Source organism: Streptomyces sp. TM32 (genome assembly GCF_004122755.1).
Classification (GTDB): Bacteria; Actinomycetota; Actinomycetes; order Streptomycetales; family Streptomycetaceae; genus Streptomyces; species Streptomyces sioyaensis.
The window spans coordinates 1-16,502 of the sequence record NZ_SDIG01000150.1 but is presented as its reverse complement, the minus strand read 5'-3'; the positions used below and the strand labels follow the sequence as shown (position 1 = coordinate 16,502).

The window sequence follows — 16,502 nt, the reverse complement described above, 5'->3', positions numbered from 1 at the left end:
GTCCTGTGACAGGTTCGAGCGGGGATGAGGGCGCCACCAGTCCACGTCACCCACCCGCGACCGCAAGACCACCGTCGCTCGGGCGCCCCCGTCCGGGGGGTTTTCGTAGGTCACTTGGGCGTTCAGTACGCGGGCCTGGCCGGTGACGATGGTGAGGCCGAGGCCGATGCCCGGGGTGTGGTCGTGGGGGGTGGTGCGGAAGCGTTGGGGGCCGTGGGTCAGTAGGTCGGTGGGGAAGCCGGGGCCGTGGTCGCGTACGTGGAGCGCGGTGCCGTCCACGTCCAGGGTGACCGGTGGGGCGCCGTGTCGGTGGGCGTTGGTGATCAGGTTGGCCAGGATGCGTTCGACGCGGCGGGGGTCGGTCGTCACGACGGATTCGCGGTGTACGCGGATGTCGAGGTCCTCGTCGGCCAGGGCGGCGGCGCGGTGCGCCAGGGTGCTCGGGAGGATCTCCTCGCACTGTGCCTGCTCGACGCCCGGCACATCCAGCCTGGCCACCTCCAGGACGTTTTCCACCAGGGTGCGCAGGGTCTCCACGCCGCCGCTGACCAGTTCGGCCGGGCGGCCGGGCGGGAGCAGCCCGACGGCGGTCACCAGTCCGGCCACGGGGGTGCGGAGCTCATGGGCGATGTCGGCGGTGACCTGTCGTTCGGCCTCCAGGCGGGAGCTCAGGGCGTCGGCCATGGTGTTGACGGCGGCGCCGAGCCGGGCGATTTCGTCCTTGCCCCGAGGCTGCACGCGGTCGGTGAGATCGCCGTCCGCGATCCGCTGGGCGGTGCGGGCGGACGCGGTGATGCGGCGTCCCGCACCCGCCGCCGCGAGGACTCCCAGCGCACAGCCGAGGGCGGTGACGGTGGCGCCGGAGCCGACCAGCGCCCGGTCGAGAGAGGCCAGGGCACGGGCCTGGGGCGCACAGGAACGGCGGATCGCGAGGATGTCGCGGCCGCTGCGGGTGGCGGCCCAGAGCACCGGGGGTCGGGAGCCGTGGGCGGGCTGGAGAAGGGTGGCCCGTACGGGGCGGTCGGTGATGGTCGCGCGTAGTGCGGCGGGCAGATCGGGCGGGTTGACCAGGGCGCCGCTGTCGGTGCCCGACGCGTAGTCAGCTGCCGCGTCGACGAGCCGGGCATCGGCCGCGCGGGCCGCGTTCGCCCGCTGCTCCTCGGCCGTGCGGTGATGCACCAACAGCCCGATGAGCGTGGCGACGATCGCGGCGGTCGCGGCGATGACCAGGGCGGTCTTGGTGCGCAGTCCCATGGCGTCAGGGCGCGAGCTTGTAGCCGAAGCCCCGGACGGTCACGATGCGCTCGCGGCCGATCTTGGCGCGCAGCCGCTTCACATGGACGTCCACGACCCGGGCGTCCCCGCCGCAGGCGTAGTCCCACACCCGCTCCAGCAGGACGGTCCGGGAGAGCACCACCCCGGGCTCCGCGGCGAATTCCAGCACCAGCCGGCGCTCGGTGGGGGTGAGTTCCAGCAGTCGGCCCTCCCGGTGGACGTCCATGGAGGCGGTGTCCACGGTGAGGTCGCCGAACCGCAGCCGTGTGGCGTGCGGGGGCGGCTCGCTCGGGGCGGCGTCCGCGGTACGGCGCAGTGCCGCGCGTATGCGGGCGACGAGGACGGGGATGTCGTACGGCTTGGTGAGGTAGTCGTCGGCGCCCGCCTCCAGGCCTAGGACGACATCGACGGGGTCGGTGCGCGCGGAGACCATCAGCATCGGCAGCCGGCTCACCGCGCGGATGCGGCGTACCACGCTCACCCCGCCGAGCCGGGGCAGCATGACGTCCACGACGACGACATCCGGCGCGCGGTCGTGGAACAGGGCCAGTCCGGCGTGGCCGTCGGAGGCGGCGCGCACCCCGTATCCGTAGCGTTCCAGGGAGAGTTGGGTGGCTTCCCGCAGCAACGGGTCGTCCTCCACGAGCAGCACGTCAGTCATGGCCGGCAGTTCCTAGGACTCGGGGAGAGGCAGTCGCACCGCGCTCAGGTCGGTCTCTCCGTCGTGCCCGCCGGGCGGGAGATGGGAGGAGCGGACGGCGGCACGGGTGTAGTAGGAGACGTTCTCCCGGCGCTGGAGACGGCTGAGTTCGATGGTGGCCGGATAGCCGGTGCCGGTGCACCGGGGAAGGCACCAATTGCCGGACAGCCGCCCGGTGGCCACGGCCTTCGGTCCGCCCCAGGAGCGCCAGCTCAGCCGGGAGACCGAAGAGAACTCGGTGAGGGCGAAGCCCGTGGGACGGGTCAGCGGGTGGCCCATGGTGTCGGAGACATAGGCCGGCCCGGAGGACGGGGTGGGGCGGGGAGCGGGGCCCTCGACCCGGGGCCGCGGAGGCGTGCCGCATCCGGTGACGCCCACGGCCGTCAGCAGCAGCGCGCAGACGGCGGCCACGGCCGTGGGCTTGTGCATCGGGGGCCTTTCGCGTCAGCTGGTGGCGAGCGGGCGCTTGCCGTCGAGGTCCTCGGCATCGTACTTACCGGCGCCGTCGGCCAGCTTCAGGGTGAAGGAGGAGTAAACCCTCTTGCCGTGCACGGTCTTGGGGTCCGAGAGGGTGACGGTCGCGTTCAACGGCTTGTCGAGGCAGGTCTCCAGGCACCAGTTGCCGGTGACCTTGCCGGTGGCCACGGCCTGCTTGCCGTCCCACTGCTTCCAGTGGAGGCCCTGGGCCGAGGTGAATTCGGAGAGCACCAGGTGCGCGGGGCTGCGCTCGGCGCGGCCCTTGTCCGCGTTCTCCTCGCCGTAGTGGTTGATGACGTAGGGGGCGCTGCTGGTGCGGGCGGCCTGCGCGGGGTGTTGGGCGGTGGCGGCGTTCGCCGACTGGGCGGTGGCGAACGTGCCGAGGACAGCGACGGCGGCCAGTCCGGCGCCGAGGGCCGTCTTGATGCGCTGGGACCTGTTCGTGCTGACGTTCATGGCTTCTGCTCCGGTTCGTGGGGGTCGTTCGGCCGGTTCAGAAGCTATGAGGGGTGCTTCTCGGTGGGTGGTCAGCCGTGTAACAGCCGTCCATCGGCGGTTGTTACACGGTCTACATACGGGGTGGGGCGACCCACAACGCCCCGGCGGACCACGATGCTCGGGCGACGGGCGACGGGCGACGGGCGACGGGCGACGGGCGACGGACCGCACGGATGGCGGACCGCACGGATGGCGGGCCGGGTGGGACCTGGTCACCCGCCCGTCCGGCTCCCCTCCCCGCCCGCGCTGACCTGGCGAAACGGTCTCGGAGGGGCCGGTGGCACCCGGTGGCCCAGGGGGGCGCTCGCGTGGCGGGTGCGGGGGGATCCGGGCATGTTGAGGGGACAGTCGTGTTCCTGGACCCGAGGGAGGGTCCGAGGGGCGTACCTGGCGCAGGCGGGGCCGTCTGCGGTGAGCGGACCGGGAGGCCCCCGCATGCTTCGGAGATCGCTGCGGATACCCGCTGCCGCGGTCGCCTACCTGGTGACTGCCGCGGTGTCGTCGTCCGTGCTCTCCGCCGGACCGGGGGAGTACGCGGACGTCGCCGTGATCAGCGGTGCCCGGGCCGGCCCCGGCACCGCCGCGACCCGGGTGATCGCCCACCGCGGCGCCTCCCGTGACGCGCCGGAGAACACCCTCGCCGCCGTGGACGCCGCACACCGCCGCGGACTCATATGGGTGGAGAACGATGTGCAGCGCAGCAAGGACGGTCGGCTGGTGGTGCTGCACGACGCCACGCTGGAGCGGACGACCGATGCCGCGACGGTGTTTCCCGGGCGGGCGCCGTGGCGGGTGGGAGACTTCACGGCCGCCGAGATCGCGCGACTGGACGCCGGGAGCTGGTTCGGCGGACGGTTCGCGGGGGAGCGGGTGCCGACGCTCGCGGCCTATCTGCGCCGTCTGGACCACAACGGACAGCGGCTGCTGCTGGAGATCAAGGCGCCGGAGAAATACCCCGGTATCGAGGCGCAGGTCCTCCGCGAACTACGGGCCCTGGGGTGGCTGGATCGCGCCCATGTCCGCAGCCGGCTGGTGATCCAGAGCTTCTCCGTGCGCTGCGTCAAGGCCGTGCACGAGCGGGCACCGCAGGTGCGTACCGGAATTCTGGGGGCGCCCGACGTGCGCCGGCTGGCGGGCTACGCGCGGTTCGCCGATCAGATCAACCCCCCGGTTTCCGCGGTCAGTTCGGGCTGGTTGGCGGCCGTGCACCGGCTGCGCGGGCCGCACGGGCGCCCCCTGGAGGTCTATGCGTGGGACGTGGCGAAGAACACCACCGCGCGGTCCGTGCGTGCGCGGGGCGTCGACGGTGTTATTGAATAATGGGCAACGGTCGGTGATTCGAGGGGCATTGTCCAACTTGCTCGCGGTGCCGGGCCACGCCATGGCGCCGCACCGCCGTCCGCGCTCCGTGAAGGAGCTGTGGAGGGCGGATGCGCCGCGCGTGGGCGTGGCAGTCGGGGATTTACGTGATTCCCGCCGCGGGGCTAAGGTGCCTGGGATGTTCGAAGCCGCCACGCTCCCCGTAAAAGAACTAAGACGCAGGATTTGGCTTTTGGGTTCCGATGTGCGGCCCGGTGCGGGCCATCTTCCAGTTCCTCCCCTGGGAACCTTTCGGGAGGCTCCTTGACGAACGACTTTCCGGCGTACGGCGAACGGCGGGTTCCGCTTCCCCCGCCACGGCAGCAGCCGCATGACGCGCTGACGCATACGGGTGCCACGACGCCGGCGGAAGCCGCAGGTGCGACGGCCACGATGACCCCCGTGGCGCCGACGTCCGCCACGGCGACGGCCGTCCGATCACCCGCCGATTCCCCGGCCGCGGGCGGTACTTCGCAGGCCCGGCCCCAGCGCCGTGCTGCGGGTCGGGGCGGCAGCCGGGCGAAGAACGAGGCCACGGCCGATACCAAGGCCGATACCAAGGCGAAGCCGCGCGATGCCTTTTTCGACAACGCGAAGTATCTGGCCATCGTGCTGGTGGCGATGGGGCACTCCTGGGAGCCGCTGCGTGATGGCAGCCGGTCCGCGGCGGCGCTCTACATCACCGTCTACGCCTTTCATATGCCGGCGTTCATCATCATCTCCGGCTATTTCTCGCGCAGTTTCGATATGCGCAAGGACCGGCTGCAGCGGCTGATTACCGGGGTCGCCGTTCCCTACATCCTCTTCGAAGTCGCCTACACGCTCTTCAAGAGGTGGGCGGACGACGATCCGGGATATCCGATCAGTCTCACGGACCCCTGGTATTTGACCTGGTTCCTGGCCGCGCTGTTCATCTGGCGGCTCACCACCCCGCTGTGGAAGATCGTGCGCTGGCCGGTCCCGCTGGCGCTGGCCATCGCGGTGCTCGCGTCCATCTCCCCGGACATCGGCGACGATCTGGACCTCCAGCGGGTGCTGCAGTTCCTGCCGTTCTTCGTGATCGGGCTGTCGCTGCGGCCGGAGCACTTCAAGCTGGTACGCCGCAAGAAGGCGCGGATCCTGGCCGTCCCGGTCTTCGCGGCCGCGCTGGTCTTCGCGTACTGGGCGGCGCCGCGGATGAACGCCGCGTGGTTCTACCACCGCGATGCCGCGCAGGAACTCGCCGCCCCGTGGTGGAGCGGCGCGGTGATGACGCTGGCGATGTTCGGCTGTTCGCTGGTGCTCGTGGCCTGCTTCTTCGCCTGGATCCCGGGCCGCACGATGTGGTGCACGGCGCTGGGCGCGGGGACGCTGTACGGCTATCTGCTGCACGGCTTCCTGGCCAAGGGCTCGCGCTTCTGGAACTGGTACGACAACCCGTGGATGCACACGCCCTGGGGCGCCGTCGTGCTGACGATCGTCGCGGGCACGGTCATCACCCTGCTGTGTACGCCGCCCGTGCAGCGGACCTTCCGGTGGGCCATGGAGCCCAAGATGACCTGGGCGTTCAAGAAGGACCCGGTGGGGATGGCCCGCAGCCGGCACTGAGCGGACGCGGTCGGGCACCGAGCGCGGGGACACCTCGGGGTCCGTGACGGGAAGCGCACGTCGTGGAGGCGCACGTCTGTGACGGAACGTGCGTCCGAGATCGGAGAACAGCGTCAGGGGCGTTCGCTCCACCGGAGGACGGTGGAGCGGGCGCCTCTGGTGTGTGCGGGCGGACGGGTGGAAGGAATGGACGGGGGTGGCGTCGCCGCTACCGCCGCTCACTGACGACGGCGATGCCCTCGATCTCGACCAGTGCCGCCTCGTCCCACAGGCGGGTGGCACCGATCACGGCCATCGCCGGATAGTCGCCGCCGGCCAGGCGCTTCCACACCTGGCCGAGCTCGCGGGCATGCCGGCGGTAGTCGGCGACATCGACGGCGAAGACGGTGAGCTTGGCGAGGTCGGCCGGGCCGGCGCCGGCGGCCGACGCGACCTCCAGGAGGTTGGTCAGCGCCCGCTCGAACTGCTCGACGATGCCGTCCCCGACGATCCGGCCCGATCCGTCGAGCGCGGTCTGCCCGGCGAGAAAGACCGTGGTGCCCGAGGCGGCGCGGACGGCATGGCTGAAGCCGGTCGGCGGCGCGAGATGCGGTGGGTTGATGCGCTCCAGCCCGTCGAGCCGCGCGTCCGCATCCCCGCCGTGCGTGCCGTTTCCGCCGTACTCGCCGTGCTCGCCGCTCTCGGTCGTCATCCCTGCTCCCGCGCTCGTCCCGGCCTCGTCATGCATTCCGCGGGCTCGCCTACGCCGTCAGTGCGCCCCGCCTCCCAGGGATTCAAGCGTCTCCGGCTCATGGCCGTCCAGCGTTCCCTGCGCACCGTAGGGCCGGAAACGCAGGAACGCCGCCTCATGATGGAACGGTTTCGCCCGGTGCTCCCTGACGGCTTTCTTGTGCTCGGGGAGGGCGGTCCCGTACGCGTACCGGCACATCGCCGACGTGCTCCGCCAGAGGGAGAAGGTGCCGACGAAGCGGGGCGGCCGGGCCACGGCGACCGAAGCGAGCAGCGACGGATCCGCCGCGGCGCGGCCTGCGGTCCGGGAATTGGCCCGCAGGAACGGCAGCGCGCGACGCAGCCGCAGCTGCCCCAGGGTGAGCACGGCGACCGGCCCGTCCTCCTCGTCCGGCGCGGCACCGGGGTCGATCTCCACCGGCAGCGCGGGCCAGGCTCCGGAGATCCGGAGCGGCTGCAGCCGCACCTGCCAGCCGCCGGCCAGCCGTCGCGCCAGCGGGGCCTCGGCGAGGAAGCGGTCGAGCGCGGCATCGTCCTCCCACGCGGCGAGCAGTGTGGCCCGGCCGGGACGCAGCCGGGGCGGGCCGGCGGCGATGAGGCCGGTGAGTGCGGTCTGGGCCCAGCGCAGGCCGGGTGTCCCGTCCGGACGTGGGCACGCGCGGAGGACGCCGCGCACGGAGCGGACACCGATATCTGCGACATGGACGGAAACGATCACGGCAGGTCCCCCGTTCCTCGATCGATGTTACTGAAGCGTGTACCAGTCGGTACACGACCTAGTATGCTTCATTGCAGAGGCCACAGCGACCCGAAAAGGCCGGCCGGAACAAGCCAGATTGCAGGGTGGGAGCGCATGAACGAGATCGACCGGAGCCGCGCCGCGCGAGCCGCGGCCAGGACACGCATCGAGGACACCGCGGCCCGGCTGTTCGCGGAGCGCGGCTTCGCGGGCACGACCATCGGGGAGATCGCGGCCGAAGCGGGCCTGAGCAAGCCGATGCTCTACCGCCACTTCGACTCCAAACAGGAGCTGCACCTCGCCCTGCTGGAGCGGCACCGCGATGAGCTGGCCGCCGCCCCGATCGGTGAACTCCTGCACGGCGAGGGCGATCTGGAGGGGAGGCTGACGGCGATGTACGACGCCTGGTTCGCGCATGTGCAGGGCCATCCGTACACCTGGCGCATGATGTTCCGGGACACCACCGGGGACCCCGAAGTGCAGGCCTTCCACCAGGAGTTGCAGCGCAGACAGCGGGAGACGGACATGGCGCTGCTGCGCGAGTTCGTCCCCGGCATCCCCGAGGCCGAACTGGAGCCGCTCGGCGAGGCGATCCGCAGCTCGCTCCACGGTCTCGCCCTGTGGTGGCTGGAGCGCCCCGACCGCCCCCGCGAGCCCCTGGTCGCCGCGATGGTGCGGCTCACCCGTGGCCTGATCTCAACGGTCGGTCACCCGGGCGACGGGGCCCGGGCGACCGGACGCCTTGACCGGACGCCGGACGGAACGCCCTGACCGGACGCCCTGACGGAACGGCTTGAACGGACGCCCTCACCGGACGGCCTAAGACGCCGCCGCCGGATACAACGCCGCCCGCAGGTGCCCCGTCCAGTGCGCCGCCATCTCCCGCGCGAGCCGCGTCCGCGGTGCGTGCAGCTCGAAGCCGTGCCAGGCTCCGGGCACATTGCGGACGGTGACCTGTACCCCCGCGTCCATCAGCCGCCGCGCATACGCCAGCCCCCCGTCCCGCAGCGGATCGAGATCGCAGACCACGACATAGGCCGGCGGCAGCCCCGTGAGGTCCTCGGCGCGGGCCGCCGCGGCGTAGGCACCGGCTGCGCTCCCCTCCGGCAGATAGTGCTGCCACGACCTGCGGATCGTGCGGAGGCTGTTGACCCACGGGCTCGGTGCGTGCTCGGCAGGCGCCGGGACCGGCTCGTCGGCGATGCGGTCGTCGAGGTCCGGTACGCACATCGACTGGTAGGCGAGGGCCGGTCCGCCGCGGTCGCGGGACATCTGGGCCACCGCCGCGCTCAGCCCGCCGCCCGCGGATTTCCCGGTGACGGCGATCCGTTGGGGGTCGATGCCGAGCTCGGCCGCCCGCTGTGCGGTCCACTCCAGCGCGCGGTAGCAGTCCTCCACCCCCGCCGGACAGCGGTGCTCGGGCGCGAGGCGGTATTCGACGGCGATGGTCACGGCGGGCAGCTCACGGCAGAGGTCGATGGCCGTCTTGTCCTGTCCCGGCAGGGCGCGGCCGATGGCGTACCCGCCGCCGTGGAAGTGCAGTACGGCGGGCAGCGCGCCGCCCGGCGAGGAGCCCCCGGAGCCTTCGGCGGCCTCGGCGGCCTCGGGACGGTAGACCTCGACCGTCAGGGCGCTGCCGTCCTCCCGCGGGATGTCGTACCGCCGGCTGCGCACCCCGGTGCGGTCGGCCGGGGTCGCAGCCAGCAGCTCCCCGAACCGCTCACGGGTCGCCGCGATGTCCACGAAGGGATCGGAGTACGGCGGCAAGTCTCCCAGATATGGTGCGAGTTCAGGGTGGACGGTTATTCCCGACGGGAAGGGCACAGGGGCCTCCGGTGATCGTGTAGGAGCCATGCATTCTGCTCACCCCGCACCCTCCCCGCCACCACCGACACCCTCCGGAGCCCCGGCCACCGAACCTTCCGGAGCATGCCCCAGGCTGCGGCCTGGGGTGGGGGGCGCCTCCCGCTTGCGGGGGAGAATCCGGCCTCCGTGGAGCGGGGCAGGGAAAGCCGAACCGCCGCCGGGCTAATCGGCGTCCGCCGTCCGCCCTGGTGAGAGACACCGCAAAGATCAACAGGGCCCGCAAGGCCGCTGACGCGGCGATCAGCGCCATGAAGAAGGCCCTGGTCGAGATGGGCCGCAAGCACGGCCATGCCGTGTACCTGGTCCATCCTGCGCACACCACGCGGGACTGTGCGCAGTGCGGAGCGAGAACCAAGCACGCACTACCTCTTTCCGAGAGAACGTATGCCTGCAGCGCGTGCGGAGCCGTCTCGCCCAGGGACAAAACTCCGCCCGCGTGATGTCCCCCAGCTACCGCTGGGAGGTGCCCCCAGGTCCGGGCCGGCCTCGTACCCGGCTGGTGCCGATCGTGTAAGACCTGCTGGTCCGCCGGGCCGCAGGCGACGTGAGCTAGGAATCCCCCTCGTTTACGAGGGGAAGGAGTCAATTCGCGTCCGCATAGCACTCCACCACCGCTGTGGTGAACGGAAAGCGGACGGGGGTGTCGCCGAACGCGATCCGCCCCGCCGTCGCGGCCGCCGCGGTGATCGCCCCGGACACGGTCGCCGCCTCCTCGGCAGGGCAGTGCACGATCACCTCGTCGTGCTGGAAGAAGACCATCTCGGCGCGGAGCCCGCCCTCGGACAGCGCCCGGCGCAGCGCGGCCAGCACCAGCAACGCCCAGTCGGCCGCGCTGCCCTGGACGACGAAATTACGGGTGAACCGGCCGCGGGCGCGGGCGGCGGCCGAGCCGGTGCGGTACCCGGACTCCTGCTCCTCCTCCTGGGGCAGGCCCGCCTCGTCGGGCGGTACCACGGACACCGGCGGGCAGGTGCGCCCCATCCAGGTGCGCACCAGCCGGCCCTCCTCGCCCGCGCGTGCCGCCTCGTCCACATACGCCACCGCGGCCGGATAGCGGCGGCGCAGATCGGCCAGGTGCGTGAGGGCATCGCCGGAGGTCTGGCCGTAAATGGCGCCCAGCAGGGCGAGCTTGGCCCGGTCGCGGTCGCCGCCGAACGCCCGGGCCGCCAGATCCGCGTACAGATCCGCGCCGCTGCCGGCCACCTCCATCAGGCCCCGGTCGCGGGAGACGGCCGCCAGCACCCGCGGCTCCATCTGGTCGGCGTCGGCCACCACCAGGCGCCACCCCGGATCGGCGCGTACGGCCTGCCGGACCACCTTGGGGATCTGGAGTGCGCCGCCGCCGTTGGTGGTCCACCGGCCGGAGACCGTGCCGCCGGGCAGATACTCGGGGCGGAAACGGCCGTCGTGCACCCACTGCTGGAGCCACGACCAGCCATGGGCGGTGTGCAGACGGTAGAGCGTCTTGTACGCCAACAGCGGCGCCACCGCCGGATGATCGATCCGCTGGAGCTCCCACTTGCGGGTCGAGGTGAGGGAAATCCCGGCGCGGGCAAAGGCCTTGACGATGTCCTGGGGCAGATCCGGGCGGACCCGCGCGTCCGTGCCGAACGCCCGGGACACCTCATCGGCCAGCTCCGCCATCCGCCGCGGCTCCAGCCCGCCCGGATAGCGCGCGCCCAGCAGCCGGTCGAGGAGTTCACGGTGCACATCTGCCCGCCAGGGCACCCCGGCCCGCCCCATTTCCGAGGCGACCAGCATGCCCGCGGACTCGGCGGCGAGCAGCAGCCGCATCCGCTCCGGATGTTCCGCCTTCTCCGTACGCGCCACCTGGCCGGCATAGACCTCCAGCAGCGCGGCGAGCTCGTCCGTGCCGGGCGGCAGTGGCACCGGGCCCGGCTCGAACAGGGACGGCTGGGTCTGCGCCGTACGGGCGGGCCCGTCCTGCGGAACGGGCAGGCCGTGCAGCCGCGCCCAGGCAGCGGCCAGCGAACGCGGCTGGCCGTACTGCCCCTCCTCATGGCCGATCAGCAGCGCCTCCGCGGCCTCCACGTCATAGCAGCGCTCGACCCGCACGCCCGCCGCCAGCAGCGGCCGGTAGATCTCCGCCGTGGACCGCCACACCCACCGCTCGACCTCGGGACGGCTGCGCACGGCCGCGGCGAGCGAGGGCTGCCGCAGCACCGGCCCCGCGGCCCGTCCGTCCGGGGCGAGCGGGCAGAGACGAGCACCCCCGTCGCCCGTCTCCGCCACCGCCCATCTCATGACCCCGAGTCTTGCACCAGGGTCTGACAACGGGCCCTGACCAGCACGGACGACACATGCCGAGCCCCCGCCGGCGCGGAAGCCGGGGACACCGCTCTCCGCCGGGCGGCGCCTGCTCAGCAGCCACTTCACGGCGCCATGGGACGACGCCTCGCGACCGACAACCACTTTGTGGCACCGGGAGATTGGTGCGGGAGACGCAAGGATGAGGAATATGTTGGCGCTGAATTCCTTCGGCCATCGAATCACGCATTCACCCGAATGAAGCGCTACTTTCCCCTTGTTGGTGCGTTGAGCAGCTTGTCGCGCAAAGCGGCGCATCACAGATATCTGCTTGCTGCTCAGTGAAGAGGTTCACCGTGAAGTTTGTCTCCAAGGCCGCTGTCCTGTCCGCCGCCGCGGGCATTGCCGTCGTGGGCGGGGCCGGTGTGGCCAGCGCCTACAGTGGCGCCGGCGCCGCGGGCGTTGCACAGAACTCTCCGGGCGTTGTCTCCGGCAACCTCATTCAGGTCCCGATCGACCTGCCGCTCAACATTTGCGGCAACACCGTCGACGCCGGTGCGCTGCTGAACCCGGCTTTCGGCAACACCTGCGTCAACCTCTGACCACCGTACGGTGCTTGAGGCCCGGCCTGCGCCCGGGTGGGGCCTCTCGGCAGCAAAGGCCGGTACGCATTCCGTACCGGCCTTTCGTATGCCCAAAAGGCGCCGACCACGCAACGCGGCGCAGCGTCAATGATATGTGTCTATTGGTTTCGTGGCATTCGGGTGAAACGGCGAAACCGCTCCCTCGGAAGCGAGTTGACCAGGGCGCTCCGGATACGGGCACTCCGCTTCGAGAAGGGTAAATCGTGATCAAGAAGGTCCTGGCCACGACGGCTGTAGCCGCGTCCGTCGTCGGAATCTCGGCGACGGCCGCCCCGCAGGCGATGGCGATCGGGAACCAAAACGGCACGTCCACGGTCAACGGGAACGGCGCCAAGAGCGCGTTCGGCAACTCCACGACCCTGGGCCGGATGAGCCCGCAGCTGGAGCTCATCCAGGGCTCGCTGAACAAGCCCTGCCTCGCCGTGGGCAAGGTGGACGCCCAGATCTTCGCCGGGGCGACCCCGATCGCGCTGCAGGACATCAACGTGCTGTCCAGCTCGCAGAACCAGCAGTGCACCGAGAACTCGACCCAGGCAAAGGGCGACGACCCGCTGTCGCACATCGTCGACGACATCCCGATCCTGTCGGGCAACGGCGTCGGCAACCACTGAGCCGGCCATCGGCCGCAGGCCCGGACCGCCGGCTCTCCTTTCCAGGGCGGTCCGGGTCCTGCGGTACCCCGTTACGAACCGTAGGGACGGAATTTCTCGATCCCCCTTTCGGTAGGAATTCGTATTCGGCGGATACCTCGTCTGTTCGAACTCCGGTGTTTTTTCCGCGTCGTATGCGCGGTGGCAATCTCTCGAAACGGTCGTGCACCCTTCGGGCGATTCCTCCGAAAACCTCCCGGCAAGAGTTTCGTCCACGAGGGCAAATCGTTACCAATATCGGCAGCGGCGTTACGGGCACAGCGCCCGAGCGACACGACGGTCGTGTGCGCTACGGACCCGCTGCAAGGAAGGGCAGAAAGTGAAGTACGCAAAGGTCGCAGCAATCACCGCCGGCACGCTCATGGCGGTGGGCTCGGCAGCGCCGGCGTTCGCCGACGCCGGTGCCGCAGGGGGCGCCAAGAACTCCCCCGGAGTCCTCTCCGGCAACGCCATCCAGGTTCCGGTCCACATTCCGATCAACCTGTGCGGCAACACCATCAACATCGTTGCTCTGCTGAACCCGGCGTTCGGCAACACCTGCCTGAACCACTGACTCGAAGAAATTCGAGCCGTGTCGATGTGACCCGGCCCCGGTGCGCGGTCCCCTGTGCGCCGGGGCCGGTTGCCCTTCATTTCCAGTGGGCACCCGCATAACCCCTCCAATTTTCGGGCGGATGAGCCGAGAAGAGCTGAACTTCAGGGTTTCCCCGGACGAAGGCACTCGTTAATCACGCTGAAAGCGGTGACCCGAGCAGCGAAGTGAGTGCTCACGTGGCGCTGATGTCGCGGGACCGTCAAGCACCGCCCGAGAAGGGACAGTTGAAGTGAAGTACGCAAAGTCTGCTGCGGTTGTCGCCGGTTCCGTCATGGCACTGGGGGTCGCCGCCCCCGCTTTTGCGGCCCAGCCCGGCGCGCCGACCATGAGCCTCAATGGCGGGCTGACCGACGCCCTGAGCAACAAGCAGCTGGACGGCCACCAGCTCACTCCGCTGATCAATACGGTCAAGGCTGCGGAGGGCAAGGTCAAGTCGACCAACGCGAAGAAGCTGCTCCGTGGCGTTGCCGGGACGGCCAAGAAGACTCCGTTGCTCGGCGGGCTGCCGCTCAAGTAATTCCCGGGCGGGTGGCGTTGACCGCCGGAGGGCGGATCTCGGAGCTGCCCGGCCCGGGAACGGCGACGGGTGTGGAATTCCCAGCCCGTACCCACGCCAGGTAGTTCGATGCGGATATCGAGATTTCGCGGTACGTGGCTGCGGATTCAGGTGCCAGGAGCCGCACCACGCCTCGGCCGTTTCTCCTTCCGAGCGCCGGCGCCCGGTCGTGAAGCCGAGCGGCTGAAACGGCCGAGGGCGCGGCTGTTTGAGTGAATGGCAACAACCAAAAACCTCCTTGCGAGTTGGGCAGATTGCCCGGCCCAAGGGCATCCCGAAAACACGAAGGACCAAAATGATCAAGAAGGCTCTGGCGACCGCGGCCGCGGCTGCGTCGATTGTCGGCGTGGGCGCCGCTGCCGCCCCCGATGCGATGGCGATCGGTAACCAGCACGGACCGTCCACCGTCAACGGCAACGGCGCCACGCAGTTCTACGGGAACTCGACCACGTACGGTTACATGAGCCCGCAGATCGGCCTGATCCAAGGCTCGCTGAACAAGCCCTGCATCGCTGTGGGCAAGGTGCCGGTCCAGTCTCTCGCCGGGGCGACCCCGATCGCGCTGCAGGACATCAACGTGCTGTCCAGCGCGCAGAACCAGCAGTGCACCGAGAACTCGACCCAGGCAAAGGGCGACGACCCGCTGTCGCACGTTCTGGACAACATCCCGATCCTCTCCGGCAACGGCGTCCACAACCACTGACCGGCCGCGTACGACCCGGGCCGCCCGGTCCTCCTTCTTCCGGGCGGCCCGGGTTTCCGCTGTCCGGCTCCGGAGCGGAAATGTTATTCGCTCGTGACTGAATTCCGGTGAGCCGGATCGTTGGAAATGGCGTGTGAAGGGAAGCTGCCAATGCCCTTGTGCGATTGATGGGGCTGCCGGGGCATTGGCATGCCGTCCGTAACCAAGCAGGGCCTGCGAAACCGTTCATCGGTATCGCAGGCCCTGTGGCATGCAAAGCGAATTGCCGTACCGGGCCGACAAGTCGCACTGTCGTTACGCGAATTGGGGCGTTGCCGGCCGCCGCGGCGACGGTGAGGTCGCTGTGGGAAGTTCGTGCCAGCTATTCGGGTGATGATGCAGAACTCAAGCCGTTGTGGCGGGTTGTTCAAACAGGGCTCCCGTGTCGGGAGTTCCTTCTCCTGAAGGGTTTTCGTGATGAACAAGATGATCGCGGGCGCGGCAGTGGCGGCGTCGTTGGTCGGCACTTCCGCCATGGCCGCTCCGCAGGCCATGGCGATCGGTGACCAGCACGGCACCAGGACGGTCAACGCAAACGGGGCGGCGTCGGCCTTCGGCAACTCGACCACGCGCGGCGCCCTGAGCCCGCAGCTCGGGCTCGTCCAGGGCTCGCTGAACAAGCCCTGCCTCGGTCTGGGCAAGCTCGATCTCCAGATCCTCGGTGGTTTGGCGCCGATCGCGGCGCAGGACGTCAACGTGCTGTCCAGCTCGCAGAACCAGCAGTGCACCGAGAACTCGACCCAGGCAAAGGGCGACGACCCGCTGTCGCACATCGTCGACGACATCCCGATCCTCTCCGGGAACGGTGTCGGCAACGGCTGACGGCCAACGGCCCGGCCGCAGAACCGCTGGTGTCTCGGGCGGTCGGCTCCGCGCATGCGCTGCCGACCGCCCGGTCGCGTGAGCGGCACGGGGGAGTGGCGGGTGGCGGTCCGTACGCCATGACTGCGGAGGAAGGACGAGAGATGCGACAGAGCCTGAAGGCGTGCGTGTTCGTGGTGGCGGCGTCGGGTGCGCTCGGTGCGAATTGCGGCGCGGCGTACGCGGATGCCGGCGCCGGGGGAGGCACGACGAACTCTCCCGGGGTGCTGTCCGGAAACAGCATCCAGGTGACCGTGGACACCCCGGTCAATGCGTGTGGCAATACGGTGGACGCGGGCGCGGCGCTCAACCCGGCATTCGGCAACGGGTGCGGGAACGGTGCGCCGCCGACCATGCAGCAACCGCCTCCGGGGCCGCGCCCGCCGCAGGCGGAGGGCGCCCCGGGGGTGCACTGGAGGACCGCGGGGCCGGCGAAGCACGCAGAGCCGGTGCAGCGCCCGGGGCCGGAACGCGCCGAGCGCCCTGCTCCGGTGCCGGCGCCGGTGGCGCATGCCCCCAGGCCCGCCCCGCGCCCCGCACCGGACGTACGCGTGGATGAGGTGGCGCGGGCCGGGACGTCGGCGGGATCCGCGCTGGCCGCCACCGGGCCCGCTGCGCTGAGTGCGCTGGCAGGTACGGGCGGTGGGCTGCTGCTGGGCGGCGTACTGCTGCTGCGCAGGGCGCGTCCGCGGCACAGATGAGGCGGGGACGGCCGCCGGGCGGTGGCCGGGGGCCCGGCGGCCGGGTCCGACGGGCCGCTCGGCCCGCACCGCCCGGTGGAGCCGGCCGCCGACCAGACAGGACGGTTCGACCGGGCGCCGCCGTCGCGCTGTCGGCGGGCGAGGCAGCGGCAGGCGGCCGCCCCGGGGGCGTACGACGGATCGTGCGGATCTATGGGTGAGGGCCCGGGGCTCGGTGGTACGGGCAGGGGCGTGGTGTCGCTCAGGGAGGGGGAC

At 70.7% G+C, this 16,502-nt stretch carries 18 protein-coding genes and 1 pseudogene; 11 read left to right on the top strand and 8 right to left on the bottom strand.

Features of this window, described 5'->3' with window-relative positions; translation table 11 throughout:
* The 4 genes from EST92_RS25435 to EST92_RS25420 all read right to left on the bottom strand — a co-directional run.
* Nucleotides 1–1,254 (bottom strand): HAMP domain-containing sensor histidine kinase (locus EST92_RS25435; RefSeq protein WP_135789064.1); only part of this gene is annotated, 1,254 nt, incomplete at its 3' end.
* Nucleotides 1,255–1,258: 4 nt separating this feature from the next.
* Nucleotides 1,259–1,936 (bottom strand): response regulator transcription factor, encoded by a 678-nt coding sequence (locus tag EST92_RS25430; RefSeq protein WP_129283123.1) that lies wholly within the window; start codon nucleotides 1,934–1,936, stop codon nucleotides 1,259–1,261.
* Between the two features lie 12 nt (nucleotides 1,937–1,948).
* Nucleotides 1,949–2,404 carry a hypothetical protein gene (locus EST92_RS31235; RefSeq protein ID WP_154073994.1) on the bottom strand — a complete coding sequence of 152 codons (456 nt, stop codon included), beginning with the start codon at nucleotides 2,402–2,404 and terminating at the stop codon, nucleotides 1,949–1,951.
* A 15-nt stretch (nucleotides 2,405–2,419) separates the two neighbouring features.
* Entirely contained in the window at nucleotides 2,420–2,908 is a 489-nt protein-coding gene (locus EST92_RS25420; protein WP_129283122.1) for a hypothetical protein, read from the bottom strand.
* Nucleotides 2,909–3,385: 477 nt separating this feature from the next.
* Between EST92_RS25420 and EST92_RS25415 the strand changes: the two genes are divergently transcribed.
* Both EST92_RS25415 and EST92_RS25410 read left to right on the top strand, forming a co-directional pair.
* Nucleotides 3,386–4,270 carry a glycerophosphodiester phosphodiesterase family protein gene (locus tag EST92_RS25415; protein WP_129283121.1) on the top strand — a complete coding sequence of 295 codons (885 nt, stop codon included), beginning with the start codon at nucleotides 3,386–3,388 and terminating at the stop codon, nucleotides 4,268–4,270.
* Between the two features lie 432 nt (nucleotides 4,271–4,702).
* The gene (locus tag EST92_RS25410; RefSeq protein ID WP_129283120.1) at nucleotides 4,703–5,896 is read left to right on the top strand and encodes an acyltransferase family protein; all 1,194 of its coding nucleotides are present in this window, start codon (nucleotides 4,703–4,705) and stop codon (nucleotides 5,894–5,896) included.
* A gap of 208 nt (nucleotides 5,897–6,104) precedes the next feature.
* Here EST92_RS25410 and EST92_RS25405 read toward each other — a convergent pair whose 3' ends face one another.
* Complete coding sequence (locus EST92_RS25405) at nucleotides 6,105–6,587, bottom strand: RidA family protein (RefSeq protein WP_254069006.1); 483 nt, start codon at nucleotides 6,585–6,587, stop codon at nucleotides 6,105–6,107.
* A gap of 57 nt (nucleotides 6,588–6,644) precedes the next feature.
* Nucleotides 6,645–7,343: a spheroidene monooxygenase gene (locus EST92_RS25400; protein WP_129283119.1), complete on the bottom strand. Its 699-nt coding sequence runs from the start codon at nucleotides 7,341–7,343 to the stop codon at nucleotides 6,645–6,647.
* 135 nt (nucleotides 7,344–7,478) lie between these two features.
* Between EST92_RS25400 and EST92_RS25395 the strand changes: the two genes are divergently transcribed.
* Nucleotides 7,479–8,135, top strand: a complete 657-nt coding sequence (locus EST92_RS25395) for a TetR/AcrR family transcriptional regulator (protein WP_129283118.1) — start codon at nucleotides 7,479–7,481, stop codon at nucleotides 8,133–8,135.
* 48 nt (nucleotides 8,136–8,183) lie between these two features.
* On the opposite strand, the gene EST92_RS25390 is transcribed toward EST92_RS25395, so the two are convergent.
* On the bottom strand, nucleotides 8,184–9,107 hold the full coding sequence (locus EST92_RS25390) for an alpha/beta hydrolase (RefSeq protein WP_254069005.1): 924 nt from the start codon (nucleotides 9,105–9,107) through the stop codon (nucleotides 8,184–8,186).
* A 338-nt stretch (nucleotides 9,108–9,445) separates the two neighbouring features.
* Here EST92_RS25390 and EST92_RS25385 point away from each other — a divergent pair.
* Nucleotides 9,446–9,755, top strand: a pseudogene (locus tag EST92_RS25385) (zinc ribbon domain-containing protein); the annotation flags it as partial.
* Between the two features lie 57 nt (nucleotides 9,756–9,812).
* Here EST92_RS25385 and EST92_RS25380 read toward each other — a convergent pair.
* Nucleotides 9,813–11,495 (bottom strand): bifunctional 3'-5' exonuclease/DNA polymerase, encoded by a 1,683-nt coding sequence (locus EST92_RS25380; protein ID WP_129283116.1) that lies wholly within the window; start codon nucleotides 11,493–11,495, stop codon nucleotides 9,813–9,815.
* Between the two features lie 359 nt (nucleotides 11,496–11,854).
* Between EST92_RS25380 and EST92_RS25375 the strand changes: the two genes are divergently transcribed.
* From EST92_RS25375 to EST92_RS32370, 7 genes are all read left to right on the top strand, one after another.
* Nucleotides 11,855–12,100: a chaplin gene (locus EST92_RS25375; protein WP_129283115.1), complete on the top strand. Its 246-nt coding sequence runs from the start codon at nucleotides 11,855–11,857 to the stop codon at nucleotides 12,098–12,100.
* 245 nt (nucleotides 12,101–12,345) lie between these two features.
* Nucleotides 12,346–12,753, top strand: a complete 408-nt coding sequence (locus EST92_RS25370) for a rodlin (protein WP_129283114.1) — start codon at nucleotides 12,346–12,348, stop codon at nucleotides 12,751–12,753.
* 358 nt (nucleotides 12,754–13,111) lie between these two features.
* The gene (locus EST92_RS25365; protein WP_129283113.1) at nucleotides 13,112–13,345 is read left to right on the top strand and encodes a chaplin; all 234 of its coding nucleotides are present in this window, start codon (nucleotides 13,112–13,114) and stop codon (nucleotides 13,343–13,345) included.
* A gap of 271 nt (nucleotides 13,346–13,616) precedes the next feature.
* Nucleotides 13,617–13,904, top strand: a complete 288-nt coding sequence (locus EST92_RS25360) for a hypothetical protein (protein WP_129283112.1) — start codon at nucleotides 13,617–13,619, stop codon at nucleotides 13,902–13,904.
* 334 nt (nucleotides 13,905–14,238) lie between these two features.
* Nucleotides 14,239–14,646: a rodlin gene (locus EST92_RS25355; RefSeq protein ID WP_129283111.1), complete on the top strand. Its 408-nt coding sequence runs from the start codon at nucleotides 14,239–14,241 to the stop codon at nucleotides 14,644–14,646.
* A 456-nt stretch (nucleotides 14,647–15,102) separates the two neighbouring features.
* On the top strand, nucleotides 15,103–15,507 hold the full coding sequence (locus EST92_RS25350; protein WP_129283110.1) for a rodlin: 405 nt from the start codon (nucleotides 15,103–15,105) through the stop codon (nucleotides 15,505–15,507).
* Nucleotides 15,508–15,650: 143 nt separating this feature from the next.
* The gene (locus EST92_RS32370) at nucleotides 15,651–16,247 is read left to right on the top strand and encodes a chaplin (protein WP_129283109.1); all 597 of its coding nucleotides are present in this window, start codon (nucleotides 15,651–15,653) and stop codon (nucleotides 16,245–16,247) included.
* Nucleotides 16,248–16,502: the final 255 nt, after the last annotated feature.

What these genes read in the sequence shown, in the direction of transcription:
- EST92_RS25430 (WP_129283123.1), bottom strand. Translation starts at nt 1,936, where the DNA reads ATGACTGACGTGCTGCTCGTGGAGGACGACCCGTTGCTGCGGGAAGCC.
- EST92_RS31235 (WP_154073994.1), bottom strand. Translation starts at nt 2,404, where the DNA reads ATGCACAAGCCCACGGCCGTGGCCGCCGTCTGCGCGCTGCTGCTGACG.
- EST92_RS25420 (WP_129283122.1), bottom strand. Translation starts at nt 2,908, where the DNA reads ATGAACGTCAGCACGAACAGGTCCCAGCGCATCAAGACGGCCCTCGGC.
- EST92_RS25415 (WP_129283121.1), top strand. Translation starts at nt 3,386, where the DNA reads ATGCTTCGGAGATCGCTGCGGATACCCGCTGCCGCGGTCGCCTACCTG.
- EST92_RS25410 (WP_129283120.1), top strand. Translation starts at nt 4,703, where the DNA reads ATGACCCCCGTGGCGCCGACGTCCGCCACGGCGACGGCCGTCCGATCA.
- EST92_RS25405 (WP_254069006.1), bottom strand. Translation starts at nt 6,587, where the DNA reads ATGACGACCGAGAGCGGCGAGCACGGCGAGTACGGCGGAAACGGCACG.
- EST92_RS25395 (WP_129283118.1), top strand. Translation starts at nt 7,479, where the DNA reads ATGAACGAGATCGACCGGAGCCGCGCCGCGCGAGCCGCGGCCAGGACA.
- EST92_RS25380 (WP_129283116.1), bottom strand. Translation starts at nt 11,495, where the DNA reads ATGAGATGGGCGGTGGCGGAGACGGGCGACGGGGGTGCTCGTCTCTGC.
- EST92_RS25355 (WP_129283111.1), top strand. Translation starts at nt 14,239, where the DNA reads ATGATCAAGAAGGCTCTGGCGACCGCGGCCGCGGCTGCGTCGATTGTC.
- EST92_RS25350 (WP_129283110.1), top strand. Translation starts at nt 15,103, where the DNA reads ATGAACAAGATGATCGCGGGCGCGGCAGTGGCGGCGTCGTTGGTCGGC.
- EST92_RS32370 (WP_129283109.1), top strand. Translation starts at nt 15,651, where the DNA reads ATGCGACAGAGCCTGAAGGCGTGCGTGTTCGTGGTGGCGGCGTCGGGT.